Raw genomic sequence first — 25,147 nt, forward strand, 5'->3', positions numbered from 1 at the left:
CCATGTCCACACTCATGGTCATTCTCCTGATCGTGGTAGTCGCCGTCCTCGCTGGCGCCGCCGTCGCCGTGCTGAACCGCAGGCAGCAGGGTGCGGGCGGCAGGCGCGGCCTCAAGCGCCGCTTCGGACCCGAGTACGACCGCGCGGTCGCCCGGCACGACGGCGACACCAAGGCCGCCGAACGCGACCTCGGCGAGCGTGTGAAGCGGCACGGTTCCCTGCGTACGCGGCCGCTGGACCCCGCCGCACGCGAGCAGTACACGGCCCGCTGGACCGTGGTCCAGGAGCACTTCGTCGACTCCCCGCGCAAGGCGGTGACCGAGGCGGACCGGCTCGTCGCCGAGCTGGCCGGTGCCCGCGGATTCCCCGACGCCGGTCACTACGAGGACCAGATCGACGCGCTCTCCGTCCACCACGCCCACCACGTGCACGGCTACCGCAAGGTGCACCGCACGGCGCTCGGCACGACCGGCACAGGCCCCCTGACCGGCGCCGACACCGAGGAGATGCGCGCGGCCCTGGTCGAGGCCCGGGCGCTCTTCGAGGCGCTGGTGGCGGAGCAGCAGGCCGACGCGGACGCCGACGCCACACCCACCGGCAGGCACGACACCCGCAAGCGCTCGACCGGCATCACCCCCAAGGGAGTTCAGCATGGCTGACGGGACCGCTCTCTTCCCGATCGACGCACGCGACAAGCTGGCGCTGCGCCTGCAGAACGCGGTCAACGGCTTCGTCGACGGCCCCCGTGCCGCCGTGGAGAACGCCGACCGCATCCTGGAGGAGGCGATCGCCGACCTGACGCACACCCTCGCGGAGCGCCGCCGCACCCTGCGCACGACGTGGCAGCCCCAAACCGCGGCCCCCACCCCGGCCGATCCCCACACGCCGGAAGCCACCCCGCCCCCGCCCTCACCCACCGGCGACACGGAACAACTCCGCCTCACCCTGCAGGACTACCGCGAGACGGCGGAACGCCTGCTGCGCCTGTAACGGCACCACCGAACCGAGCCCCGGGACCACCATCCTCCGGACCTCCGTGACATCCGGACCCACGGCCCCGGGGCTCACGCCGCTCCGACACCCCCGTACGGCAGGATGGCCGTATGAGCGTAGTGAAGATCAACGTCCTGACCGTCCCCGCCGACCAGCGGGAAACCCTCGAAAAGCGCTTCGCCGCCCGCGCCGGCGCCGTGGAGAACTCCGACGGCTTCGAGTGGTTCGAGCTCCTCCGCCCCATCGAGGGCACCGATGACTACCTGGTCTACACGCGCTGGCGTGACGAGGAGTCGTTCCAGGCCTGGATGGAGGGCCCGATGAAGTCGGCCCACCAAGGCGGCGGCGACCGCCCCAAGCCCGCGGCCAGCGGCTCCTCGGTGTGGTCCTTCGAGGTCGTCCAGCAGGCGGCCCCGAAGAGCGCGTAGGCGCAAAACCCTTTGCGGAGCGATGTGTGCGTCGGCTCAGAATGAGCGTATGAGCAAGCCTGTCACCGTGGTCCCTGTCGGCACCGCCTCCTGGAGCGTCGGTCCGGAGGCGCATGACTCGTCCGTCGCCCTCGCGCTCTGGCGTGCGTACTACACGGAGGTCAGCGACCGCTGGTATCTGCTGAACGAAGGGCGCGGCACGGATCCCGAGGAGCTGGAGCGCGAGATCGCCGCCGAGACGGGGGCCGATCTCGCGCCGCCGGACGGGGTGCTGCTCGTCGCGCGGTACGGGGGCGAGCCCGTCGGCACGGCGGGGGTGCGGCTGCTCGATGCCACGACCGCCGAGCTCAAGCGCGTGTTCGTACGTGAGGACATGCGCGGCAAGGGCGGCGCACCCGTCCTCCTCGCCGCCGCCGAGGACGCGGCGCGCACGCTCGGGGCCGAGCGCATCGTCCTCGACACCCGCACCGACCTGGTGGAGGCCCGCGCGCTGTACGCCCGGCACGGGTACGAGGAGACCGAGCCGCTGACCGTCCGGCCGTACGCCGAGCACTGGTTCGCCAAGAAGCTGGGGACCCGGCCCAACGCCTGACGGCTCACGCCTGACGTCGCACGCCTGGCACCTCACCGCTCACGCCGCACGTACCACCGTCCCCCCGCCCTGCGGCCGCTCCGACTCCGAGCCGCACAGTTCGGCGCTGAGCTCCTCGACCAGCTGGACCAGGTCCGTGGGGCGGTCGGGGCTCCACCAGTCGCCGAGCAGTTCCGACAGGGACTCCTCGCGGGCCCTGGCCAGGGTGGCTGCGACCTCGCGGCCCCGGTCGGTGAGGATCATCTCCAGGCCCTGCCGCTCCGCGAGGCGCCGCTCCTCGACCTGGCGGGCGGCCGCCGTGATCACGGTGAGCGGCACCGTGGTGCGCTCCGCCAGTACGCCCGGTTCGACGGAGCCGTGCCGGGCGATGCGCAGGAGCAGCCAGCTCGACGCGGGCAGCAGGTCGTGGCCCGCCCGCTCCGTGATCTTCTCGTAGACCGCACGCCGCCCCTCGCGCGTCCCGAGCACCGAGAGCGCCCGCGCGCACTCGTCGTACGACGAACGCTCCACGGGGTTGCTGGCCAGCGTCTGCGTCGGGTCGGGCGCCGTCACCGAGGCGCGCAGCTTGTCCTCGCGCAGGAACCAGGCGAGGACGAAGGCCGCCAGGGCGACCGGCGCCGCGTACAGGAAGACGTCCGTGATCGACGAGGCGTACGCGTGCAGGGCGTCCGGGCGGAGGTCGGCGGGGAGCCGCGCGATGCCCCGCGGGTCCGCCTCCAGGGTGTCCACGCTCAGCCCCGGCGGCAGCTGCTGCCCGGCGAGGGCGTCGGTCAGCTTGCCGCCGAGCCGGTTGGTGAAGATCGTGCCGAAGATCGCGACGCCGAAGGAGGCGCCGATGGAGCGGAAGAACGTCGCGCCGGACGTGGCGACGCCCAGATCCTCGTAGCTGACGGCGTTCTGCACGATGAGGACGAGGACCTGCATGACCAGGCCGAGGCCCAGGCCGAAGACGAAGAAGTACGCGCTCATCTCGCCGGTGCCGCTGTTCTCGTTCAGCTGGTGGAGCAGGAGCAGCCCGAGCGTGGTGACGGCCGTGCCCGCGATCGGGAAGACCTTCCAGCGGCCCGTGCGGCTGACGATCTGGCCGGACGCGGTGGTGGAGATGAGCATTCCGGCCACCATGGGCAGCATGTGCACGCCCGACATGGTCGGCGTGACCCCCTGCACGACCTGCAAGAACGTCGGCAGGTACGTCATCGCCCCGAACATCGCGAAGCCCACGATGAAGCTGATCACCGCGGAGAGCGTGAAGGTGCGGATCCGGAAGAGCTTCAGTGGCAGCACCGGTTCCGCGGCCTTGCGTTCCACCGCGACGAAGGCCACGGCGAGCACCACGCCGAGCACCGCGAGCCCGATGATCTGCGGCGAGCCCCAGGCCCAGGTGGTGCCGCCGAGCGAGGCGACCAGGACCAGGCAGGTGGCGACGGAGGCGATGAGGAAGGTGCCGAGATAGTCGATGGTGTGCCGGGTTCCGCGCACCGGGATGTGCAGCGTCGTGGCGATGACGACGAGCGCGATCACCCCGATGGGCAAGTTGACGTAGAAGACCCAGCGCCAGCTCAGATGCTCGGTGAAGAGCCCGCCGAGCAGCGGCCCGAGGACGCTCGTCGCGCCGAAGACCGCGCCGAACAGGCCCTGGTACTTGCCGCGTTCGCGCGGCGACACGAGGTCTCCGACGATCGCCATGGACAGCACCATGAGACCGCCGCCGCCGAGGCCCTGCAGCGCGCGGAACCCGATGAGCTGCGGCATGTTCTGCGCCATGCCGCACAGCGCCGAGCCGACCAGGAAGATCACGATCGCGGTCTGGAACAGCTTCTTGCGGCCGTACTGGTCGCCGAGCTTGCCCCACAGCGGTGTCGCGGCCGTCGCGGCCAGCATGTACGCGGTGACGACCCAGGACAGGTGGTCCATGCCGCCGAGGTCACTGACGATCGTCGGCAGCGCGGTGGAGACGATGGTCTGGTCGAGCGCGGCGAGCAGCATGCCGAGGAGCAGCGCGCCGATGGAGATCAGTACGCCTCCCGGCGGATGCCCGTTGCCGACGTGGGCCGGGGCCGGGCGGGCCCCCTCCCCCGCGGGGTGGGCGCTGGCATCCTGCGACATGGACACCTCCTGGGAGTCCGTCTTCCCTTTCCATCCTGGTCCGTGTCTCCCGTTATGGCCTGTTGAAGCAGGGTTCTGCATAATCGCTGGAGCTCTCGGGGCGGGCGGGACTGATGAGGGGAGGGACGGCCGGTGGCCGGACAGGAAGAAGAAAGAGAACGTCAGGACGGTGCCGCTGACGGCGAGCGCGACGGGCGGGACCGGGCACGGGAGCGGTCTGCCGCGGCAGCGGCCGCGGCCGACTTCGATCCGCTGCGGATACGGCCGTACGTTTCGCTGCAGGAGCCGGAGCCGGAGCCCTCGGCTCCGCCGGAAGATCACGAGGGGGGCAGCGGCCCGATTGCGGGTGCCGGTGCCGGTGCCGGTGCCGGTGCCGGTGCGGCCGAGGGTCCGGGCGATCCTCCACCCGCAGCCACGGATGTACGCCTCTTCGCCGCGGACACGGGTACGGACCCGGCTTCCGCGCCGCACGAAGATCCGCGCGACAAGTCCCCCGCCCGCAAACGCGGCCTCATGCTGCTCGTCGGCGCGGGCGCCGTCGCGGCCGTGGCAGCCGCCACCGTCTTCGCGATGGGGCTGCTCTCCTCGGCCTCGGACGGACCGACCCGGGACCGGGCGCTGTCGGACGACCTGACGTCGGCGTACGCGGACCCGACCAAGCCCGCGCCGCCCTCGGCGAACCCGTCGGCGTCGGCCTCGCGGGCCCCCTCCGCCCTGCCGGGCGCCCGGCAGTCCGCGCCGCCGACGCCCACCCGCTCGACGTCGTCCACGCCCTCGTCCTCGTCCTCGCCGCCGCCGACGTCCCGCGCGACGGGATCGGTCGGACCGTCGGCTTCGGCGTCACCGCCGCGCAGGACGACCGACGCGACGCTGCGGCAGGGGGACAAGGGGGCGCGGGTCACGGAACTACAGGACAGGCTGGCGCAGCTGTACCTGTACATGGGTGAGCGGGACGGCACGTACACGTCCGAGGTCACCGACGCGGTGAGCCGCTACCAGTGGGCCCGCGGCCTCAGGGACGACGCACCGGGCGAATACGGCCGCGAGACGCGACACAGCCTGGAGTCGGAGACGACGGAACCCTGAGGTCCGGCGAAGAACCGAACACCAGCGAGAAGCGAGAACTTCAGCCGAAGCCGAAGGCGATCAACCGCAGGCGATCAGCCGAACGTCAGCCGGATCGAGCCGTCGCCCGCGTCGGCAACCCGCACCGAGGTGAGGTCCTCGACGTGCACCGTGGGGCCGAACTCCGCGGCGCGGGGGCCTATGCCCACGACCCGCATGCCCGCCGCCTGCCCCGCACGGATCCCCGCCCCGGAGTCCTCGAAGACCACGCAGTCCGCAGGTTCGAAGCCGAGCGCCGCCGCGCCCTTGAGGAACCCCTCGGGGTCGGGCTTGCTCGCGCCGACGCTCTCGGCGGTCACCCGCACGTCCGGAAGGGCGAGCCCGGCCGCGGCCATGCGTCCGGTGGACAGCGGCACGTCGGCGGAGGTCACGAGCGCGTGCGGCAGCCGGAGGCCGGTCAGCGACGCCAGGAACGCGGGCGCGCCGGGCACCGGGACGACGCCCTCCATGTCGGCGGTCTCCGCGGCGAGCATCTCGCGGTTCTCCGCGTGGTTCTCCGCCATGGACCGCTCCGGCAGCAGCACCGCCATGGACGCGTACCCCTGCCGCCCGTGGACGACCTTGATGACCTCGTCGAAGTCGAGCCCGTGCCGCGTGGACCAGCGCTGCCAGCAGCGTTCGACAACGGCGTCGGAGTTGACGAGGGTGCCGTCCATGTCGAGGAGCACGGCCCGGGCGGTCAGAACGGGGGCGACGGGGTCGGCGGTCGTGGCCGTCATCGGGGTGCTCCAGAGCGCAGAGGCGGCGGAAGATCAAGGCAGCCCCGCCCGCCGGTCAGGGAGTACGGGCGGAGCCACTTTGTTCCTGCACGGTACAAAACGTGGGCCACAAAAGCCAACGCCGCAGGTCACACCACCTAAGCGCCCTAAAGTGGGCGCAATCCCCGTCACGCAATCGCCGTCACGCACCCACCGCCACGCAATCGCCGTCAGGCAATCGCCGTCAGGCAATCGCCTCGTACAGGCTCCACACCCCGAGCCCCAGCATCAGCAGCGCCGCGATCTTCGTGATGAGCGCCAGCGGCACCCGCTTCATCAGCGCCTTGCCGCCGACGATGCCGAGGCCCGCGACCGCCCACAGCGCGAGCACCGCACCGAGACCCACGGAGAGCGGGTCGTCGTAGCGGGCCGCCAGGTTGGCGGTCATGATCTGCGTCAGATCGCCGAACTCGGCGACCAGGATGAGCATGAAGCCCGCGCCGGAGACCTTCCAGAAGCTCTGGTTCTCGGGCTGCTTGACCTCACCATCGTCGTCGCCGCCCTTGAGCAGCAGCATCGCGGCGCCCGCGAGGAAGAGGATGCCGGTCAGCGCATGGACCAGCTGCTGCGGGAGCAGGGTCAGGACGCTGCCCGCCGCGACGGCGAGCACCACGTGGACGGTGAAGGCCGCCGCGACACCGGCGAAGACGTAGGAGGCGCGGTAGCGCGTACCGAGGACGAGACCGGCCAGCGCCGTCTTGTCCGGCAGCTCGGCCAGGAAGACGACGCCGAAGACGAGCGCCATCACGCTGAAGCTGATCAAGGGTTCCTCAATCGGTCGGGAGCCGCCCCACCGAGAGTGTTCCACCGTTTCGCGTACGACACCTCGGCACGGCAGCGCACACGGACGTACACGGATGTGGACGTCTGGACGTACGCGGGATGCGTACGTCTGCACTGCTTGCCGAAGGTCTCGCTGGCCTGCCCCATGGGGCCTGCCTCCGGGCGCCGGCTCAGACGAGCTGAGCAGTATGTCGACGGTCCGGCGAAGAGCTACTCCCCTTCTGCGCCATCCATCGTACGCGACCTTCGACCGCCCCTGGCCAGGGACTTTCGCCCCGCCTGACAGTGACCTGGGTCACTCGAACGCAACTCCGGGCGCGCGACACGCATATGACGCGGCGCCAGAACTCTTGAAGTCCGCACCTATTTGACGCGACCCTGTCACCAGACGCACATCCGCCAGTAACCCCTGCCCGCAACGATGACCGCCCCACCGGTCAACTTCCCCCCACACCAGAGGAGTTCGCATGTCCGCTGTCTACGCGCGTCGACACACCCCGGGCACCCGAAGCACCCGGCCCGCCCGGTACACCCGGCCCGCCTTCGCCGCCGCGGCCGTCGCCCTGGCCGCCGCCGCCACCCTCGTCACCGGTTCCACCGCCCAGGCCGCTCCCCCGGCCCCGGTCAGCGCCGCCACCGCCCGCACCTACCTCGGCGACCTCACCGTCAAGGCCGAGGGCTCCTCCGACGGCTACAGCCGCGACAAGTTCCCGCACTGGAAGACGCAGTCCGGCGCCTGCAACACCCGAGAGGTCGTCCTCAAGCGCGACGGGACCGACGTCGAGCAGGACTCCAGCTGCGCCGCGACCTCCGGCACCTGGAAGTCCGCCTACGACGGCGCCACCTGGACCGTCGCGTCCGACCTCGACATCGACCACGTCGTGCCGCTCTCCGAGGCCTGGAAGTCCGGCGCGAACAGCTGGACCACCGCACAGCGCGAGGGCTTCGCCAACGACCTGACCCGGCCGCAGCTGATCGCCGTGACCGACAACGTGAACCAGGCCAAGGGCGACAAGGACCCGGCCGAGTGGCTGCCGCCCACCGCCTCGTACCACTGCTACTACGCCCGGATGTGGGTGGACGTGAAGCACCACTACAAGCTGACGGTGAACACCGAGGAGAAGAGCAAGCTCTCCTCGATCCTCAACGGCTGCTGACCTCGGAGAAGCCGGACGGGTTGTCGCGGAACCGGCCCGCCCTCCTCTGGCGTTCCGTACCGTACGGGGCGACAGAGGAGGGTGATCACTTGTGGCACGGCTGCGCCTGGGTCCACTGCTGAGGTACGTCGACGGTTCGACGGCAACCGTCTGGGTCGAGGCCGACCGGCCCTGCACCGCCGAGGTGCGGTGCGCGGACGGCGCGGGAGGTACGGCGCGGACCTTCCAGATCGCGGGGCACCACTACGCGCTCGTCCCCGTGACCGGACTGACGCCGGGCACGGAGACGGCGTACGAGGTGCGGCTCGGCGACGGCGCGGGGGCCGCCGTGTGGCCGCTGCCCGATTCGCCCTACCCCGCGAGCACCATCCGCACCCCCGCGGAGCCGGGTGACGACCAGGAGCTGCGGGTCACGTTCGGCTCCTGCCGCTGGGCCGCCCCGCCGTCCGGCGAGCACGATCCCGTGGGGCCCGACGCGCTGGACACCCTCGCCGCCCGCATAGCCGCCGACCCGGACGCCGAGCGCCCGGACGTCCTGCTGCTCCTGGGCGACCAGGTGTACGCGGACCAGACGTCCCAGGCCACCCAGCGCTGGCTCGCCGCCCGCCGGGACCTCACCGACCCGCCGGGCGTCCAGGTCGCGGACTACGAGGAGTACACCCACCTCTACTACGAGTCCTGGCTCGACCCGGAGGTCCGCTGGCTGCTGTCGACCGTCCCCAGCTGCATGATCTTCGACGATCATGACGTGATCGATGATTGGAACACCAGTGCGGCCTGGCTCGCCGAGATGCGGGCCACGCCCTGGTGGCGCGAGCGCATCCTGAGCGGCCTCATGTCGTACTGGGTCCATCAGCACCTCGGCAATCTGCCGCCCGAGGAACTGGCGCGCGACGACCTCTACGCCTCCGTGTGCGCGGCCCCGGACGGCACGGACGAGCTGCGCGCCTTCGCCGCCGCGGCGGACGCGGACGCGCGGGCCGCCCGCTGGAGCTACCGGCGGGACTTCGGGCGGGTCCGGCTGCTGATGGTGGACACCCGCGCGGCCCGCGTCCTTGCGGAGGGCGAGCGCGCCATGCTCGACGCCGACGAGGCCGACTGGGTGCGCGAGCAGGCGCTGGCGGACCCGGGCACGTACGACCACCTCCTCATCGGCACCTCCCTGCCCTGGCTGCTCCCCCACCTCATCCATGACGCCGAGGGGTGGAACGCCGCGCTCTGCAGCGGTGCGCGCGGCGAGCGCTGGGCCCGCTTCGGGGAGAACCTGCGCAGGCGCTCCGACCTGGAGCACTGGGCCGCCTTCCCCGCCTCCTTCGAAGCGCTCACCGCGCTGATCACGGAGGCTGGTTCGGGCCCGCAGGCCCCCGCGACGGTGTGCGTGCTCTCCGGCGACGTCCACCACGCCTACGTCGCCGAGCCGAGCTGGCCCTCGGGCGACGGGCCCGACGCCCGGGTCCTCCAGCTGACCTGCTCCCCCGTCCACAACTCCATCCCCTCGGTGCTCAAGCTCGGCTTCCGCTTCGGCTGGAGCCGCGTGGGGCGCGGCCTCGGACGGCGCTTCGCCCGGCACGGCGGGGTGTCGCAGGCGGGCATCGACTGGCGCAGGACGGGCGGGCCCTGGTTCGGCAACCAGCTCATGACCCTGACGCTGCGCGGCCGTTCGGCCCGGCTCCGGCTGGATCAGGCGCGGGCGGTGCGCGGCGGGGGCGTACGCCTGGAGAAGGCGGACGAGACACGGCTCTCATAGACGAGACACGGCTCGCATAAGGGACTGTGCGACGTTCGGGGTTCGGCATCGAGGGTGCCGACGGCATGATGATGCGGACCGTCCGGTTCCAGCGTTCTCTATGCCCCAGGAGTCACGCTTTTGTCTGCACCTGTACCCGCACCGCTCCCACCCGCGCGGCGCAGGACCGCATCCGACGCGGCCGCGCTCGCCCTGGTCGGCGCGGGCCCCCGCGGCACCAGCGTGCTCGAACGGCTCTGCGCGTCGGCGGCCGGGCTCCTCGCGACCGGGGCGCGGCTGACGGTCCACGTCGTCGACCCGGACCCGCCGGGCGCGGGCCGCGTCTGGCGCACGGCGCAGCCCGCCGAGCTCCTGATGAACACCGTCGCCTCCCAGGTGACCCTCTTCACCGACGCGAGCGTCGACTGCTCGGGGCCGATACGCCCGGGTCCGAGCCTGTACGAATGGGCCGCCGACGGGCGGGTTCCGGGGCTCGGGCCCGACGACTATCCGACCCGCGCCTGTTACGGCCGCTATCTGGAGTGGGTCTTCGCCGAAGCGGTGCGCCGCGCCCCCGGCACGGTCCGCGTCCAGGTCCACGCGGCGCGCGCGGTGCGCCTGGACGAGACGGCCGACGGGCTGCAGACCCTCGTACTGGACGACGGTCTCGAACTCTCCGGCCTCTCGGCGGTCGTGCTCGCGCAGGGCCACCTGCCTGCCGCCGCCGGGCCGGAGCAGCGGCGCCTGACGGACCACGCGGCACGGCACGGCCTGCGCCACTTCCCGCCCGCCAACCCCGCCGACCTCGACCTGTCCGTCATCGCCCCCGGCGAGCGGGTACTGCTGCGCGGCCTCGGCCTCAACTTCTTCGACCACATGGCGCTCCTGACCGAGGCGCGCGGCGGACGGTACGCACGAACGCCCGGCGGGGCGCTGCGGTACGAGCCCTCGGGCCGCGAGCCGCGCCTGTACGCGGGATCGCGGCGCGGCGTGCCGTACCAGGCGCGCGGCGACAACGCGAAGGGCCCGTACGGACGGCACGAGCCCGCCGTCCTCACCGCCGACGTCGTGGCCCGCTTCCGCAAGCGCGCGGACAGCGGCGACGCGCCCGACTTCCTCGGCGAGATATGGCCGCTGATCGCGAAGGAGGTGGAGACGGTCTATTACGCGGCGCTGCTGGAGGGCGAGGGCGGGAGCGGCGTCCCGGACGCGTGCGACTTCCGGGGGCGGTTTCTGGCCGTCGGGCACCAGAGCCCCCAAGAGGCGCTGGTGCTTGACGCGTTCGGGGTCGCGGAGGCCGACCGCTGGTCCTGGGAGCGGCTCTCCCAGCCGCACCCGTCCCGCCCCTTCACCTCCCCGCAGGCACACCGCGCCTGGCTTCTCGACCGGCTGCGCGAGGACGTCGCGCAGGCCGCGCTCGGCAATGTCGCGGGCCCGCTGAAGGCCGCGCTCGACGTGCTCCGCGATCTGCGCAACGAGCTCCGCGGAGTCGTCGACCACGGCGGCCTCTCCGGTGTCTCGCGCCGCGACCACCTCGACCGCTGGTACACGCCGCTCAACGCCTTCCTCTCCATCGGCCCGCCGCGCCGCCGCATCGAGGAGATGGCGGCGCTGATCGAGGCGGGGGTCCTTGAGGTGCTCGGGCCCCGCCTGAGCCTGCGGCCCGAGGACGGCTCCTTCCTCGCGCACTCCCCCGACGTCCAGGACTCCGTCGTCCGCGTCACCTCGCTGATCGAGGCCAGGCTGCCCGAGCCGGACCTGCGCCGCACCGGCGACGCGCTGCTCGGACGGCTCCTGACGGACGGCCGGTGCCGGGCCCATGTGGTCGACGGCTATGAAACCGGAGGCCTGGACGTGACTCCGCGCCCCTATCACCTGATCGACCGTCAAGGCCGGTCCCACGCCCGCAGGTTCGCGTTCGGAGTGCCCACGGAAGGGGTCCACTGGGTGACCGCGGCCGGTGCGAGGCCCGGCGTCGACTCGGTCACGCTGTCGGACGCCGACGCGGTGGCGCGGGCCGCCCTGCGCACGGCCACCGGGACCGCCGGATCGCCGCCCGAACCCCGGGCCGAGCCGAAGCGGAACCTCCGATTGACCGAATGTTGAACTTGCAAGCACTAATTAGGTTGCCCTAATCTTGGGCCTCCGCTCGGTTACCGTCCCCAAACCGAAGGAGTCCCCACCATGACTGGACGTCTCAACAGCGCCCAGCCCTACGCCCTCGGCGTGTTCCGCATAGTGATCGGCCTGCTCTTCGCCTGCCACGGCGCCGCCTCGCTCTTCGGCGTCCTCGGCGGCGCGTCGGGCGGCGGCACGATCGACGTCGGCACCTGGCCCGGCTGGTACGCGGCCGTCATCCAGCTCGTCGGCGGCGTCCTGGTCCTGCTGGGCCTCGGCACCCGCGCCGCCGCGTTCATCTCGTCCGGCTCGATGGCCTACGCCTACTTCAAGGTCCACCAGCCCGAGGCCCTGTGGCCCATGGAGAACGGCGGCGAGGCCGCGGCGATCTTCTGCTGGGCGATGCTGCTCTTCGTCTTCACCGGGTCCGGCGCGTTCGGCCTCGACCGGTTCTTCGCCTCGCGGGCGGAAGACGCCAAGAGCGCGGACAAGGAGGGCGCGGACGCGAAGCACACGCCGGTCGCGGCCTGACCTGCGGCGCACGCTCCGGTTCCGACGACGGCGCCCTCTTCCTCGTACGTACGGGGAAGGGGGCGCCGTCGCCGTACCGAGCCCGTACCGGCGGCTCTAAGCGTCTACACGCCCCACGCGCTGCCCGACTGCTGCGCCTCCGGCAGGGCCGCGAACGGCACCGTGAAGCAGGCGGCCCGGTCGCCCGCGCCGCCCGGCTCGTCGTGCAGCACCACGGAAGCGGCCTCGCCCGGCCGGAACGCCCAGTCGTGCTGTGCGCTCGCCGCTCCGGAGCCGTCCACTGAGGCGGTGAAGTCCAGCCACACCTCGTTCTCCGCGTTGGCGTAGGCAGGGTCCTTCGACGGCTGGACCGGGTCGACGCGGTGCTGGTAGTGGCCGCCCGCCGCCTCCGGGTTCGCGCCGCACGGCTTCTGGTGCACGTGCACGCCGTACGCGTGGCCCGGCTTCATGCCCCTGACCCGCAGCGTGACGGTCGTGTCGCCGCCTTCGAAGCTGCGCTGCTCGACCTCGATCCAGGACGCCGCGGGCACCAGACCCACGTCGTACGTCACCGCGGGCGAGGGGATGAAGGCCGTCGGCGGCGCGAACCACGCCTCGGCCCGCGCCCATGAGCTCCCCACCGCCGCTTCGGCCACGCCGCCGCCCGTGGCCAGCATCGCCGCCGCCACCGCACCGGCCAGCATCCCTGCCACCATCGCCCGCTCCGTCCCTCGTACCGCCCGTGTCGCGCCCGTGTCCCGCTCGTGTTTCCGCGCGCGTTTCCGCCCGTGCTCCGCTCGGGTACTGACTCGTTCGTACGGGACTTCGGGGCCGTACGCCTCACCAGGGGAGGCAGCCGGGTGAACGTGATGTAGGGAACATCTAAGCCCCCAGTGGATCTCCCGCCCTTCGCGCCGCGTACGCTGTACAGCTGTCACCAAGGCCGCCCCTGCCGTTCTCCGCGCGACACAGCGGCAACGCGCTGCCGATCGGGGAGTAACGGGGAGTTACGGTGCTTGAGAGTGTGGGGGCCTTGACCGGCAGTCCGTGGATCTACGCGGTCGTGGCCCTGTCTGTCCTGTTCGACGTCTTCGTGCCCGTCCTGCCGAGCGGGGTCATCGTCATCATGTCGGCGACCGCGGCCGCGGCGGCGGGGACCGGGGCGGCGGGGCAGGTCCCGCACAACGTGCCCGACATCCTGATGCTCACGCTCTGTGCCGCCACCGCGTCCGTGCTCGGCGACATGGTCGCCTTCCGGCTCGCCTGGCGCGGCGGCGCACGCCTCGACCGCGCGATCGCCCGTTCCCGGCGCCTGACCAGCGCGCAGGAACGCCTCGGCACGGCGCTCGCGCGGGGCGGCGGCGTCCTCGTCGTCATCGCCCGCTTCGCACCCGCGGGCCGCTCGATCGTCTCCCTCGGCGCGGGCGCGGCCCACCGCAAGGTGCGCGAGTTCCTCCCGTGGTCCGCCCTGGCGGGCCTGGCCTGGGCGGGCTACAGCGTCGCCCTCGGCTACTTCGGCGGGCAGTGGCTCGGCGCGACCTGGCTGGCCACGGGCGTCTCCCTGCTCGCGCTGTTCGCGGCGGGCGCGGGCGCGGCGTTCCTGGTCCGCCGCCCCACGACGGCGAGCTGACCCGCCCCGCGACAGCGGACCGACCACCCTCCGACCGCGCAACCGACCGCGCACAGGATTCCGTCCTGGGCGCGGTCTTTTGCGTGGCCCTTGGCACGGACACGCCTACACAGCTATGACGCCCGCGCCGCCCCGCGCACCTCCAGGCCCGCCAGCAGTTCCGTCGTCGCCTTCGCCACCGCGTCCACCGCGTGATCGAAGACCTCGCGGTTGTGGGCGGCCGGGGCGCGGAAGCCGGAGACCTTCCGGACGTACTGGAGCGCGGCCGCGCGGATCTCCTCCTCGGTGGCGTCCTCGGGGATCGCGGGCGGGCGGAGCGTCTTGATGCTTCGGCACATGCTTCCAGCCTGCCACCGCCCACTGACAACTCGGCCGGATCGTTGCGCGCGCCACTCGCACACGCAATTCGAACAGGAGTACCATTACGGCGTGCCTGTCACCCCAGCCCATGACTTCCCGAGCGACCTCCTCGCCGGACAGGAGGAACTGCACCAGATCCGCTCCGTGCTCCTCGCACTGCTCAAACGTCTGCCCTGGTCGGTCGAGCCCCTCGACGGGTTCAGCGACACCGGCGGCTGGCGAAAGGTGGAACGCCCCGCCTCTCCCGGCTGGAGCAGGGACGAACAGGCCGAAGTGGAGGAACTCCGTTCCAGAGAGCGTGAGTTGGCTGTTTTCGTGACGTGTCACAAGTACTGGGAACAAGTCACTGGACCGGACGCCGTCGCCGCGCGCGCGGCCCTCAAGCACGCCCATGAGAAGCCGGCGACTCCCTCTCCGCCTAGCCATTGACAGGCGCAGACCGCGGGCGTTGACTCCCTATCAGCCCCGCACGAGAGCCCCCTTCGAGCCATGGAGGTGCTGCCTTGAACGTCCTGATAGTTGTCGCGATCCTGGCCCTCTTCGGCCTGGGTTTCAGCCAACCACTGCTGTGGCTTGCCGCAGCGGCGCTCGTCTTCTACCTGGCGCGCTTCTACGAAAGCGGCTCGTCCGCCAAGAAGAGCGACTCGGGCGGCAGTTCGGGGAGCGGCTCCGCGAGCGGTGGCATGGGCGGGGGCGCCGGTGGAGGTGGAGGCGGGGGCAGCAGCTACCCCAAGACCTACCGCGACTACCGCATCCGCAAGGAACGCATGGAGCGCTGGGACCGTCGGTACCGCAGAACGCACCCCGGCTCCCGCTGACACCGCCGCAGGTCGGGCAGGTCGTCACCTGCACGCGCGAAGGCCCCCCGCCCGGATCGGCGGGGGGCCTTCGCACGGACAGGGCACATCAGCGCCATCAGTGACGCGGGCCCTGCTTCCGGTCGCGCCAGCCCTCGCCCTTGGCACCGCGCTCGCCCTTGCCGCCGTCGTACTCGATCTGCTCCTTGCGCACCGTGTCGGAGATCTCCTGCGTCTCGGTGACCTTCTCGGTCTCCAGCCGCACGCGCTCGACCGGCACGGACTCCTTGCGGACCACCGCCTTCTCGGCGTGCAGGGTCACCTCGGTCTCGGCCTCGCCGATAGTGGCGCGCGTGCCGTCGCCCTCGCGGATGGGCTCGCGGACGACGCGCACCTCCTCGTGGGAGATGGGCACGGACGTCTTCACGTTCTCGGTGACGACGACCTTGCGCAGCCGGGCCCGCCCGACCACTTCCTCCTCCGTGCCGACCCGCAGCCGCTCTTCGGAGCGGATCATCTCGTCGGCCTTGCCGTCGTCACGCCCGGCGGACCGACTGGCGGCCCCCGCACCAACCATCCCGGCACCAGCACCAGCACCAGCACCAGCCATTCCGGCCATGCCCTCACGCTCACGCATGCCCTCACGGCCCCGCTTACCGGCCATCGGCGCGCCACCGGCCGCGCCGCCGGCCACGCCACGGGCGGTCGCCTCGGGCCGGGTGAGCCCGTAGTGGGCGTACAGCTCGTGCTCCTCACCCGGCTCTATGTGCTGGTCGGCGTCGATACGGGGAGCGTCCTTGACGGCCTCCTTGGTCGTCGCGACGTGCAGCTGGTCGTCCTGGCGGCGGGCTCCGGCGAGCGGGACGAAGCTCTGCTTCATACCGAAGAGACCGGTCTTGACGGTGACCCACTCGGGGCGACCGTTGCGGTCGTCGAGATACACCTGCTCGACGCTGCCGATCTTCTCGCCGGTCCGGTCGTAGGCCGTCATGCCCGCGAGTCCGTCGGAGTTGGTGAAGCCTTCGCCCTGCGTCATGGGTGATCACTCCCTCGGAGCGCGCGACGGACGAAATCGACTCTCGCCACGGCAGACGCACGCTTCCCCTCCATCGCGCTCCGCGTTGCCGCCCACCGCAACCAGGAAAGTGACGGAACGTACGCGGAGAGCGCCACGGAACCGGCCCAGCGGCACGCCTGAGGCGATCCACCCGCTCTGCCCCACGACCCCTCGATTAGCCCATTCGAGCTACGCCTTCCAGCCGAGGACCTCAACGGTCCGAGACCCTCGAACCGGACGCTCACCATCGACCCCTGCGAGACCGAGGGTTGATCTCCTGAGGAACTCCCCAACGATCTGCAAAAGGCCCCTCACCGATCACGGTGAGGGGCCTTTGTGCAGGTAAAACCCGGTGGGCGCGGACGGTTTCGAACCGCCGACATCCTCCTTGTAAGGGAGGCGCTCTACCCCTGAGCTACGCGCCCGGGAACGAGTGGACAGCCTACCTTGCCGCAGGCAGTGCCCCGCAAACCCCTTTTGCGCCGCCGGAGGCCCCGCGTCCGGGGGTTAACCCCACCCCGAATCCGGTGGCGGTCCGGATCCTGCCGACTCGGGCGGCTCCGTAGAGTCTGTCGGAGACGAGCAAGATCATTACAGGGGGATCCGTCATGACCGTCCGCACCCGCCGTCCACGCGCCGCCCGCGCCCTCGCCGCCGTCGGCGGGACCGTGGCCGTCGCCCTGCTCGTCGGCGCGTGCGGGGCCGACGCCGATGGCGACACGGAACCGGAGCACCGGACCTTCGCCCTGGCGGGGAAGACGCTGACCGTCGAGTCCAGCGACACCTCGCTCGAACTCGTCCCGGCGGGCCGCGGCGCCAAGGGCGTGAAGGTGACCCGGTGGTTCGACGGGGAGACCGTGCTCGGCGGCGACCCCAAGGTGACGTGGGAGATGGACGGCGACCGGCTGAAGCTCGGCGTGGAGTGCTCCGGAATCATCGCCAACTGCTCGGCCAAGCACCGCGTGGAGGTGCCCCGCGGAGTCGCCGTGACCGTCGAGAACAAGGACGGCAGCGTCTCGGCCGGCGGGTTCCGGGACGCGATGAAGGTGCGTACGAAGGACGGGTCCGTCACCGTCAAGGACTCCGGCGCACCGCTCGACGTGAACAGTTCCGACGGGTCGATCACCGTCGAGGGGGCCGAGGGACCGCTCGGCCTGCACAGCTCCGACGGCTCCATCACCGCGCGCGACGTCACGTCCGGGCGGGTGGCCGTCGACTCCAAGGACGGGTCCGTGCGGCTGGCGCTGGCCGCCGTGCCCGACCGTGTCGAGGCCCGCAGCAAGGACGGCTCCGTCGACATAGCGGTGCCGAAGGAGCAGGACGGCAAGCGCGTCCGGTACGACGTACGGACCGAGACCTCCGACAGCGCCGTCGACGTGTCGGTGCCGCGGGACGACGGCAGCCCCCACCACGTGTCCGTCCACAGCTCCGACGGCAAAGTCACGGTGCGCAGCGCGAACTAACGGGCCCGTGTATTCGTCTTTAACCGGTGGGAGAATGTGACACCGGGCAGGGCGGATGACAGCACGGGAGAGGGATAGTGACGGCGACACCTTCGCAGCCGTACACACCGGACGGAGCAGGGGCCGAGAGCGCGGCAGAGGCAGGGGCCGTAGGGGCAGGTGGTACCGAGGGTGGCGGGCGGCGCTCGCAAGCCCCCTCTCACCCGCCCCGCGGAAGCGCACGCCGCGGGAGCGCACGCCGCGGCCCCCTGCGTGACGCCCTCGCCCTCGTCACCGTCGTCACCCTCTCCCTGCCCCTGCTCGCCCTCACCGTCCCGGCCGCGTTCGCGGGCGGCGGCACCCGGCGCTGGTTCGGCGGGCGCGGCGAGAGTCAGCGCGCCGAGGCGCAGGCCGCCAAGGACGCCGCCGCCGCGGCGTTCTACGAACTGGACACCGCCCAGCGCGACCTGCGCATCTCCATCGAGACGATCGTGGCCGTCGACTCCTCGCCCGCGGCCCGGCGCGCCGTCTCCGACTTCGAAGCGATCGGGCACCGCATCGACGAGGTCAGCCATCAGTACATCAGCGCCGTGGACGCCCACGACCTGGACCGGGACGACCTGGAGTCCTCCGTCGCGGCCCGCGCAAGGACCGAGCTCACCGCCGCGAAGACGGAGCTGGGCAAGGCCAAGCAGGACCTGGAGCGCTTCCAGCAGGGCCTCGGCCCGCTGCTCGACAAGGCGGAGACCCAGCTCGCCCGGCTCGCCCCCGCGGTGGAGCGGGCCCGCCAGACCCTGCTCGCCGCGAGCAACGCCCTCGATTCCGTGCGCGCGGCCGGACTCAAGGCCGACGACCTCGCCGCCCGCCTTGCGACCCTCGGCCCCGAGCTGACCAAGCTCAACCAGGGCGCGGGCCGCCACGGCGTGCCGGAGACGCTGCAGCGCGCCGACCGCGTCCTGCGCGACGCCGAGGCCGTGCGCGCCGAGGCCGAGCAGCTGCCCGAGCGGGCCGCCGAGACCGACCGGCGGCTCGTCTCCCTGCGCACCCGCGCGCAGGCGCTGACCACCCGCACCAGCCAGGTCGAGCCGGTCCTCAGCGAGCTGCGGCGCCGGTTCTCCGCCGCGTGCTGGCAGGACCTGCAGCACGTCCCCGACCAGGCCGCGGAGAACGTGCGCCAGGCCGAAGCCAAGCTGAAGGAGGCCCAGCAGGCGCGCGCCGAGCAGCGCTGGCCGGACGCCACCTCGCTGCTCTCCACGGTCCGTGCGCTGCTGAACACCACGGACGAGGCGGTCTCCGCGGCAGGCGACCGCCTGCAGCGGCTGAACGCGGTGTCGAAGGACCCGCAGCAGGAGATCGAGCGCACCCGCTTCGCGATCCGGGACGCGCAGCGCCTGGCGATGGCGGGCCGCCAGACGCCCGAGCAGCGGCACGCCCGCCCGCTCGACGAATCCGTGGCCCGCCTGGACCGCGCGGTGGCGTCCCTGGAAGGCCGCCACCCCGACTACTGGCACTTCCTGACCGAGACCGAGGCGGTCCGCACGACCGTGGCGCGCGTGGTCGCGCAGATAAGGGAGGAGCGGGGGCAGGGTGCCTGAGGGGCCCGGAGCGGCTGCGGTTGGCAGTCCGCCTCCCGCAGGCGGATCCTGGAGTGGCGTACGGGGCTCGGCGTGCGGACGTACGTCGTCCTCCGCCCGCACCAGGAGGCTGGCATGGCCACGCATGTGCTCCATCCAGGGACGAAGCGGGGAAACCGGCGCCACATCACGCTCGACGAGCATCTGCCCGTCGACCACCGGCTGAACCAGGTCTACCGCGCGGGCGCGGGCCTGATGGGCCTGGTCCTGCTCGCGTTCGGCATCCTCGGGCTCATCGACAAGATCGGATTCTTCGACACCCGCGGTGACACGGTCGCCGGACTCAGTACGAACGGCGCCCTCAGCGTCCTGTCGATCGTCGCCGGTCTGCTGCTCCTCGTCGGCATGGTGATCGGCGGGAACTTCGCCTCGACCCTGAACACGGTCCTCGGCGTCGCGTTCATCGTGAGCGGCTTCGTCAACCTCGCCCTGCTGGACTCCAGCCACAACATCCTGGCGTTCCGGATCCAGAACGTCCTCTTCAGCTTCGTGGTGGGCGTGCTGCTCATGACCTTCGGGATGTACGGCAGGGTCAGCGGCGGGCTGCCGCACGACAACCCGTACTGGAAGGCGCGCCACCCGGATCGGACCGGCTGAAACGGTTGTGCGAATGTGGGGAGATGCTCGACTTCCCCACGGCTCTCCGGGCGCGGCGCCTCGTCGCCATCGTGCGCGGCACCGACCCAGACGCCTCTTTCCGTACGGTCATGACGCTGGTGGAGTCCGGTGTCCCACTCGTCGAGGTCTCCCTCAGCGGCGCCGACGCGCTGGGCGTGCTGCGCCGGGCGCGGACCGAGCTCGGCACGGACGCCTGGCTCGGCGCGGGCACGGTCCGCACCGCCGACGACGCCCGCCGGGCCGCCGATGCGGGCGCCAACCTCATCGTCACGCCCGGCCTCGGCGCGGGCGTGGACGAGGCCGTCCACCTGGGGCTTCCGGTACTCGGCGGCGTCCTCACGCCCACCGACGTCATCGCGGCCCGGGCGGCGGACGTGACCGCGCTGAAGATCTTCCCCGCGTCGGCGATGGGCGGCCCCAGCTACCTCAAGGCGCTGCGCGCGCCGTTCCCCGACGTCCCGTTCGTGCCGGTCGGCGGTGTGGACGCGGTGGCCGCCGAGGCGTATCTGAAGCTCGGCGCGGTCGCGGTGGGCGTCGGCTCGCCGCTGATCGGCGATGCGGCCGACGGCGGCGACCTGGGTGCGTTGCGGACGAGGGCGGCGGAGTTCGTGCGGGTCGCGGAGGCGGTGGCCCGATGAGCGACGTCCTGACCCTCGGCGAGACCATGGTCGCCCTGCGCGGCAGCGGTCCCCTCAAACTGGGCGGCTCCATGGACCTGTCGGTCGCCGGGGCCGAGAGCAACGTGGCCATCGGCCTTGCCCGGCTCGGCCACACCGTCCACTGGGCGGGCGCGGTCGGCGACGACGAGGCGGGCGAGCTGGTCCTGCGCACGCTGCGCGCGGAGGGCGTCGACGTCGGCGCGGCCACGCGGGACCCGGAGGCCCCGACGGGCCTGATCCTCTTCGAGCCGCGGCTGCCGGAAGTGACCCGCGTGCACTACTACCGCGCGGGCTCGGCAGGTTCGCGGCTCGCCCCCGAAGCGGTCGAGGCGGCCTTCGCCGCCGGGCCGCCGCGCGTCCTGCACCTCACCGGCATCACCCCGGCCCTCGGCCCGTCGGCGGCGGAGGCCTGCCGACGCGCCCTGCGGCTCGCCCGCGAGCACGGCACACAGGTCTGCCTGGACGTGAACTTCCGCTCCCGCCTGTGGAGTTCCGAGCAGGCGGCGACCGAGCTGCGTGCCTGGCTCCCCTACGTCGACGTGCTCATCGCCTCCGACGACGAACTGCCGCTGTGCCTGCCGCCGCAGCCCTCGGCAACCCCGGAGAAGGACCTCCTGGCCGAGGGGATCCGCGAGCTCGTGGTGAAGCTCGGCGCGCAGGGCGCCACGGTCCACACCGCGGACGACACGCTGCACTCCCCCGCACGCGAGGTCCGCGCCGTGGACGCGGTCGGCGCGGGCGACGCGTTCGTCGCGGGCTACCTGTCGGCACTCCTGGACGACGCGAACGTACCGACCCGCCTGGACCGAGCGATCACCACGGGCGCGTTCGCGGTGGCATCCCGGGGCGACTGGGAAGGCGCCCCCACCCGACAGGAACTGACGCTGCTGACGGCGGGCCCTGGCACGGTGGTCCGCTGACGCGCAGGCCCAGGTGGACTGCTCAGGGGGCGCGTGGCAAGGCTGAGGCGGACTACCCAGGGGCGCGGGGAACTGCGCGACCAGCCACAACGGACCGGCGGCTCACCACAACCAGCCGCCCCCAGGCGCCCCGAGGACGACCTCAGCCGCAACAACCGCCCCCACAGCATCCGCCCCCGCCAGCCCGAGGCGAAGGCGCAGCCGACGCGCCCCCCACCGCCACCGTGGACAGCAACTTCACCGTGTCCGCATGCCCGACAGGGCACTCCGCGGGCGCACCCGACTCGGCCATGGGACGGCTCAGTTCGAACGTGTCACCGCAGGACCGGCACCGGTACTCATAACGAGGCATGGCCCCAGGCTAGCGGGGCCCCACCGCCGACAGGAACGCCTCGGCGATCTTCTCCCCCGCCGCGACCCCCCGCTCGGCCAGCACCGTCAACCCCGCCGCCGTGAAGCCCGTGTCCGCGAGCTCGCCGTGCCCCGGCCGCCAGGAGCGGTCCGCCGCGAGCAGCAGGTCGGCGTCGAGCAGCGAGTCGCCCGCGGCGAGGATCTCCTCGGCCCCGGCCCGCCGGGCGACCTCCCGCACGGCCGCGCTCTTGGTGAGCGGCTTCGGCACGGCGTAGAGCTTGCGGCCCTGCAGCGACACGGTCCAGCCGCGCCCCTCGGCCCAGACGGCGAGTTCCTTGACCCACTCGTCGGGCAGCAGCGCGCGCTCGACGACGAGGTACGCGAAGAGGTCCTCGGCGACGCGCTCCTTGAGCAGCCAGGCGGGGTCGGCGGTGCGCACGAGGTGGGCGCGGACCTCGTCGAGCGAGGCGCACTCCGCGGCGAGACGGCGGGCGACCGCCGACTGCCAGTCGGGGTCGGAGACGCCGTCGACGAGCAGGTGCCCGCCGTTGGCGCAGACCGCGAACTTCGGTGCGGGGCCGGGGAGATGGATGCGCCCGTACTGTTCGCGGGTGCGCGTGGTGGTCGGCACGAAGACGGCCGTGCGCGCCAGCTCGGCCAGGAGCCCGGCGGCGGCCTCGGTGACGTACGACAGCGGCTTGCCCTCGTACACCTCGACGCAGAGCAGGCGCGGCGCCTCGGCGTCCGGCATGGTCAGGCCGAGGGCGGCGGCGGAGTAGATGAGGGTGCGGTCGAGGTCACTCGCGACGATCCTGGTCACGGTCACTGGGAAGCCACCGCCTTGCCGTCCGCGCCCGTCGCGCCGCGCGTGTACTGGGGATGGATCAACCCGACGCAGGTGTAGGGGAGTTCGTCGACCTCCTCGACGGGTACGCCCCGCTGCTCGGCGAGCAGGCGTACGTGATCGAGGTCCGCGCCCGCGCCCTTGCGGGCCAGGATCTTCCAGGGGACGCGGCGCAGCAGCACCCGGGTCGTCTCGCCGACGCCCGGCTTGACGAGGTTCACGTCGTGGATGCCGTACTCCTCGCTGATCCGCTCGACGGCGGCCCAGCCCTCCCAGGTCGGCGCGCGGTCGGCGGCCAGCAGCTCCTTGACCCGCACGTCGACCGCGTCGGCGACCTCGTCGAAGCGGGCGGATATCGCGTCGACGAAGTGGCCGGACACGTCGGTGCCCGCGAGCTCGCGGTAGAACTTGCCGCCGTGGAAGTCGTCCGGGCCGACCAGGTCGGCGCGGAGCACCGTACGCGAAATCAGTCCGGAGACCGTGGAGTTGAGGCAGGCGGAGGGGATGAGGAAGTCCTCGCGGGTGCCATAGGTGCGGACGCACGAGCCGGGATCGGCGAGCACGGCGATCTCCGGGCTGAATCCGGTGGCGCCCCCCTCCTCCTCGAACTCCCGCACCGCGTCGGCCAGTTCACGGGTGATCGCGCCCTTGCCGGTCCAGCCGTCGACGAAGACGACGTCGGACGGGTCGTGGTGGGCGGCGAGCCAGCGCAGGGCGTTGGCGTCGATGCCGCGGCCGCGGACGATCGACACCGCGTAGTGCGGCAGGTCGAGGCCGTGCCGGTGCGTGGCCCAGCGGCGCATCAGGACGCCGACGGGCGTACCGGCGCGGGCCAGCGAGACGAGCACCGGGCGCGGCGACCGCTCGGCGAGCACGGTCTCGGTGACGGTTCCGACGGCCTGCGCGATGCGGGCGGCGGAGGTCTCGAGGGCGGCGCGGAACAGGTCCTGGTAGCGCTCGCTGGGCTGGTACTCGACGGGCAGCGACTCGGCGTAGTGCGCGCCACCGCTCTGTATCGCCTCCTCGCGCTCCTCCGTGGGCGCTTCGAGCGTCACGTCCGAGAGGTCCTGGAGCAGCCAGCCGACGTCTTCGGGTGCGTACGAGGAGAAGTCGGGGCCGCGGAGGGGCTCGGGGAGCATGCGGGACCTTTCAGGAACGTGCTGAGGTGCGTATTCAGGTGCGTATTCAGGTACGTACGAGGGGACGACGGCCAGCAGGACGTGTCCGGTGTGCGCGGCCAGCTGCGCCAACAGGCCGTCCCGCGCGTGCAGTTCGGGGGTGTCGGCGACCGAGTCCACGACCGCGACGATCGCGTCGAAGCCCGCCCCGGCGACGTTGTAGGCGTACCGGGTCCCCGGCCCGTCGGCGGGCTCGTCGTGCGCGGGGAAGGCGAGGCGGGTGCGTATCGCATAGCCGGGGTCGTCCACGGCGAGGACGGGCGAGCGGGTCGTGGTGGAGAACCGCACCTCCGCGCCGGTCCGCCGCTCCAGCTCGACGCCGAGCGCGAGCGGGGCGTACATCAGCTCCTCGAAGCCGAGGACGAGCACGCGGCGCGCCCCGTCGGGCAGCGCCTTCGCGATCCGGGCCGCCATGCCGGGCAGGGCGGCGCCCAGGGCCGCGCGGTGCGTGGGCGTGAAGCCGTGCCGCCCGCCGTCGGGGAGACCCGCGGGCCAGCCGAGCTCGACCCGGCCGATTCGGCCGCGCTCCCCCCGGGGCTGCGGGACGGCGGCACCATCAGGCCCGCTCTCGTGCTCGGCGACCAGCGCCTGCCCCTTCTCCAGGACGCCGTCGGGCAGCCGCACCGTGCCGGACAACGTCGCCACGAGGTCGACGCGCGCGTCGATCTCGCGGGCGAAGGCGGCGAGCCGCCCCTGGTCCTCGGGCGAGCGCATGTCGACCAGCGCCACGATGACGTACCGCTCGCGCGGGAAGCGCTCGTGGAGGGCGCGGACGGTGTTCAGGACGGTGTTGCCGGTGGAGAACTCGTCGTCGACGAGGACCAGCGGCCCGTCCCCGGCGAGCAGCCGCGGGTCCTCGGGCAGCAGCAGGTGCGAGGTGGCGTGCGAGTGGGACTCCTCGAAGCCGCCCGCGCGCTCGACGCCCTCGACGGGGCGCCGAGTGGAGTGCAGGTAGGGGGCGAGGGCGACGCCGTCGGCGACCGAGTGGCCGAGGCCCGTCGCGGTCTCCGCATAGCCGAGGACGACGGCGCGCCCGGCCTCGTCGTCGCCGAGGAGGTCCCGCACCCGGACGCCGAGGTCGCGCCCGGCCGCGTACACGGCCGAGGGGTGCTGCGGGACGTGCTTGCCCAGGACGTTCGACACCAGGAGGTGGGCCCGCTTGGGGTTGCGGCGCAGGGCGAGGCCGAGCATGCCGCGCAGCGCCTCGTCGCCTTCGAGGCCGACCCCGAGCCGCTCGGCGACCCAGGTCCCCGACCATCCCGCCGCCGCTGTCTCCGGCACCGCGTCTTCAGTCACGTACGTCATGTTCCTTAGGTTCATCGGCCGGGGGTTCCGGCCGTTCGGGCGACAGGCCCGGCGGT

Annotated in this window: 26 protein-coding genes and 1 tRNA gene; 17 read left to right on the plus strand and 10 right to left on the minus strand. The window is 72.4% G+C overall.

The window, feature by feature from the left end:
• Positions 1-2: 2 nt before the first annotated feature.
• From ABZV77_RS26895 to ABZV77_RS26910, 4 genes are all read left to right on the plus strand, one after another.
• Complete coding sequence (locus tag ABZV77_RS26895; protein WP_356261801.1) at positions 3-659, plus strand: hypothetical protein; 657 nt, start codon at positions 3-5, stop codon at positions 657-659.
• On the plus strand, positions 652-990 hold the full coding sequence (locus tag ABZV77_RS26900; RefSeq protein WP_356261804.1) for a hypothetical protein: 339 nt from the start codon (positions 652-654) through the stop codon (positions 988-990). Before ABZV77_RS26895 ends, ABZV77_RS26900 begins: the two co-directional genes overlap by 8 nt.
• 113 nt (positions 991-1,103) lie before the next feature.
• Positions 1,104-1,421 carry an antibiotic biosynthesis monooxygenase gene (locus tag ABZV77_RS26905; RefSeq protein ID WP_356261806.1) on the plus strand — a complete coding sequence of 106 codons (318 nt, stop codon included), beginning with the start codon at positions 1,104-1,106 and terminating at the stop codon, positions 1,419-1,421.
• Positions 1,422-1,470: 49 nt separating this feature from the next.
• A complete protein-coding gene (locus ABZV77_RS26910; RefSeq protein ID WP_356261808.1) occupies positions 1,471-2,013 on the plus strand; it encodes a GNAT family N-acetyltransferase in 543 nt (180 codons plus the stop codon).
• A 39-nt stretch (positions 2,014-2,052) separates the two neighbouring features.
• On the opposite strand, the gene ABZV77_RS26915 is transcribed toward ABZV77_RS26910, so the two are convergent.
• A complete protein-coding gene (locus ABZV77_RS26915; protein WP_356261810.1) occupies positions 2,053-4,119 on the minus strand; it encodes an MFS transporter in 2,067 nt (688 codons plus the stop codon).
• 132 nt (positions 4,120-4,251) lie between these two features.
• Here ABZV77_RS26915 and ABZV77_RS26920 point away from each other — a divergent pair, with 132 nt between their 5' ends.
• The gene (locus ABZV77_RS26920) at positions 4,252-5,205 is read left to right on the plus strand and encodes a peptidoglycan-binding domain-containing protein (protein WP_356261812.1); all 954 of its coding nucleotides are present in this window, start codon (positions 4,252-4,254) and stop codon (positions 5,203-5,205) included.
• A 74-nt stretch (positions 5,206-5,279) separates the two neighbouring features.
• Here ABZV77_RS26920 and ABZV77_RS26925 read toward each other — a convergent pair whose 3' ends face one another.
• The gene (locus tag ABZV77_RS26925) at positions 5,280-5,963 is read right to left on the minus strand and encodes an HAD family hydrolase (protein ID WP_356261814.1); all 684 of its coding nucleotides are present in this window, start codon (positions 5,961-5,963) and stop codon (positions 5,280-5,282) included.
• Positions 5,964-6,186: 223 nt separating this feature from the next.
• Complete coding sequence (locus ABZV77_RS26930) at positions 6,187-6,765, minus strand: TMEM165/GDT1 family protein (protein WP_356261815.1); 579 nt, start codon at positions 6,763-6,765, stop codon at positions 6,187-6,189.
• A 487-nt stretch (positions 6,766-7,252) separates the two neighbouring features.
• Between ABZV77_RS26930 and ABZV77_RS26935 the strand changes: the two genes are divergently transcribed.
• The 4 genes from ABZV77_RS26935 (at position 7,253) to ABZV77_RS26950 (ending at position 12,317) form a co-directional block, all read left to right on the plus strand.
• Positions 7,253-7,942, plus strand: coding sequence for an HNH endonuclease family protein (locus ABZV77_RS26935; RefSeq protein WP_356261817.1), 690 nt, complete (start codon positions 7,253-7,255; stop codon positions 7,940-7,942).
• Between the two features lie 91 nt (positions 7,943-8,033).
• Positions 8,034-9,689, plus strand: coding sequence for an alkaline phosphatase D family protein (locus ABZV77_RS26940; RefSeq protein ID WP_356261819.1), 1,656 nt, complete (start codon positions 8,034-8,036; stop codon positions 9,687-9,689).
• A 192-nt stretch (positions 9,690-9,881) separates the two neighbouring features.
• Positions 9,882-11,774, plus strand: a complete 1,893-nt coding sequence (locus tag ABZV77_RS26945) for an FAD/NAD(P)-binding protein (protein ID WP_356262685.1) — start codon at positions 9,882-9,884, stop codon at positions 11,772-11,774.
• Positions 11,775-11,852: 78 nt separating this feature from the next.
• Positions 11,853-12,317, plus strand: a complete 465-nt coding sequence (locus ABZV77_RS26950; RefSeq protein WP_356261822.1) for a DoxX family protein — start codon at positions 11,853-11,855, stop codon at positions 12,315-12,317.
• Between the two features lie 104 nt (positions 12,318-12,421).
• Here ABZV77_RS26950 and ABZV77_RS26955 read toward each other — a convergent pair whose 3' ends face one another.
• Positions 12,422-13,012, minus strand: a complete 591-nt coding sequence (locus ABZV77_RS26955) for a superoxide dismutase family protein (RefSeq protein WP_356261824.1) — start codon at positions 13,010-13,012, stop codon at positions 12,422-12,424.
• A gap of 296 nt (positions 13,013-13,308) precedes the next feature.
• Between ABZV77_RS26955 and ABZV77_RS26960 the strand changes: the two genes are divergently transcribed.
• Positions 13,309-13,926 (plus strand): VTT domain-containing protein, encoded by a 618-nt coding sequence (locus ABZV77_RS26960; RefSeq protein WP_356261826.1) that lies wholly within the window; start codon positions 13,309-13,311, stop codon positions 13,924-13,926.
• A 113-nt stretch (positions 13,927-14,039) separates the two neighbouring features.
• Here ABZV77_RS26960 and ABZV77_RS26965 read toward each other — a convergent pair whose 3' ends face one another.
• Positions 14,040-14,264 (minus strand): DUF2277 domain-containing protein, encoded by a 225-nt coding sequence (locus tag ABZV77_RS26965; RefSeq protein WP_356261829.1) that lies wholly within the window; start codon positions 14,262-14,264, stop codon positions 14,040-14,042.
• Between the two features lie 91 nt (positions 14,265-14,355).
• On the opposite strand from ABZV77_RS26965, the gene ABZV77_RS26970 reads away from it, so the two are divergent.
• Both ABZV77_RS26970 and ABZV77_RS26975 read left to right on the plus strand, forming a co-directional pair.
• The gene (locus ABZV77_RS26970) at positions 14,356-14,715 is read left to right on the plus strand and encodes a hypothetical protein (RefSeq protein ID WP_356261831.1); all 360 of its coding nucleotides are present in this window, start codon (positions 14,356-14,358) and stop codon (positions 14,713-14,715) included.
• Positions 14,716-14,789: 74 nt separating this feature from the next.
• Positions 14,790-15,104: a hypothetical protein gene (locus tag ABZV77_RS26975; protein WP_356261833.1), complete on the plus strand. Its 315-nt coding sequence runs from the start codon at positions 14,790-14,792 to the stop codon at positions 15,102-15,104.
• Between the two features lie 97 nt (positions 15,105-15,201).
• Here ABZV77_RS26975 and ABZV77_RS26980 read toward each other — a convergent pair whose 3' ends face one another.
• Together ABZV77_RS26980 and ABZV77_RS26985 are read right to left on the minus strand one after the other, a co-directional pair.
• Positions 15,202-16,119 (minus strand): PRC and DUF2382 domain-containing protein, encoded by a 918-nt coding sequence (locus tag ABZV77_RS26980; RefSeq protein WP_356261835.1) that lies wholly within the window; start codon positions 16,117-16,119, stop codon positions 15,202-15,204.
• A 374-nt stretch (positions 16,120-16,493) separates the two neighbouring features.
• Positions 16,494-16,565, minus strand: a tRNA-Val gene (locus ABZV77_RS26985).
• 183 nt (positions 16,566-16,748) lie between these two features.
• Between ABZV77_RS26985 and ABZV77_RS26990 the strand changes: the two genes are divergently transcribed.
• The 5 genes from ABZV77_RS26990 (at position 16,749) to ABZV77_RS27010 (ending at position 21,413) form a co-directional block, all read left to right on the plus strand.
• Positions 16,749-17,603 carry a DUF4097 family beta strand repeat-containing protein gene (locus ABZV77_RS26990; RefSeq protein ID WP_356261837.1) on the plus strand — a complete coding sequence of 285 codons (855 nt, stop codon included), beginning with the start codon at positions 16,749-16,751 and terminating at the stop codon, positions 17,601-17,603.
• Positions 17,604-17,680: 77 nt separating this feature from the next.
• Complete coding sequence (locus ABZV77_RS26995) at positions 17,681-19,177, plus strand: hypothetical protein (RefSeq protein ID WP_356261840.1); 1,497 nt, start codon at positions 17,681-17,683, stop codon at positions 19,175-19,177.
• Positions 19,178-19,291: 114 nt separating this feature from the next.
• Positions 19,292-19,813, plus strand: a complete 522-nt coding sequence (locus ABZV77_RS27000; protein ID WP_356261842.1) for a DUF4383 domain-containing protein — start codon at positions 19,292-19,294, stop codon at positions 19,811-19,813.
• Positions 19,814-19,836: 23 nt separating this feature from the next.
• Positions 19,837-20,472, plus strand: a complete 636-nt coding sequence (locus ABZV77_RS27005) for a bifunctional 4-hydroxy-2-oxoglutarate aldolase/2-dehydro-3-deoxy-phosphogluconate aldolase (RefSeq protein ID WP_356261845.1) — start codon at positions 19,837-19,839, stop codon at positions 20,470-20,472.
• Positions 20,469-21,413, plus strand: coding sequence for a sugar kinase (locus ABZV77_RS27010; RefSeq protein WP_356261847.1), 945 nt, complete (start codon positions 20,469-20,471; stop codon positions 21,411-21,413). The genes ABZV77_RS27005 and ABZV77_RS27010 overlap by 4 nt, the downstream gene beginning before the upstream one ends.
• Positions 21,414-21,555: 142 nt before the next feature.
• Here the strand turns inward: ABZV77_RS27010 and ABZV77_RS27015 are convergent, their stop codons facing one another.
• Genes ABZV77_RS27015 through ABZV77_RS27025 form a run of 3 tightly spaced genes read right to left on the minus strand, consistent with a single transcriptional unit; the run spans position 21,556 to position 25,091 of the window.
• Complete coding sequence (locus ABZV77_RS27015; RefSeq protein ID WP_356261850.1) at positions 21,556-21,765, minus strand: zinc ribbon domain-containing protein; 210 nt, start codon at positions 21,763-21,765, stop codon at positions 21,556-21,558.
• Between the two features lie 9 nt (positions 21,766-21,774).
• Positions 21,775-22,584, minus strand: a complete 810-nt coding sequence (locus ABZV77_RS27020; protein ID WP_356261853.1) for an HAD family hydrolase — start codon at positions 22,582-22,584, stop codon at positions 21,775-21,777.
• Positions 22,585-22,586: 2 nt separating this feature from the next.
• Positions 22,587-25,091 (minus strand): phosphoribosyltransferase, encoded by a 2,505-nt coding sequence (locus ABZV77_RS27025; protein ID WP_356261856.1) that lies wholly within the window; start codon positions 25,089-25,091, stop codon positions 22,587-22,589.
• Between the last annotated feature and the right edge of the window lie 56 nt (positions 25,092-25,147).

Source organism: Streptomyces sp. NPDC004732, from assembly GCF_040609235.1.
In the GTDB taxonomy this organism is placed as follows: Bacteria; Actinomycetota; Actinomycetes; order Streptomycetales; family Streptomycetaceae; genus Streptomyces.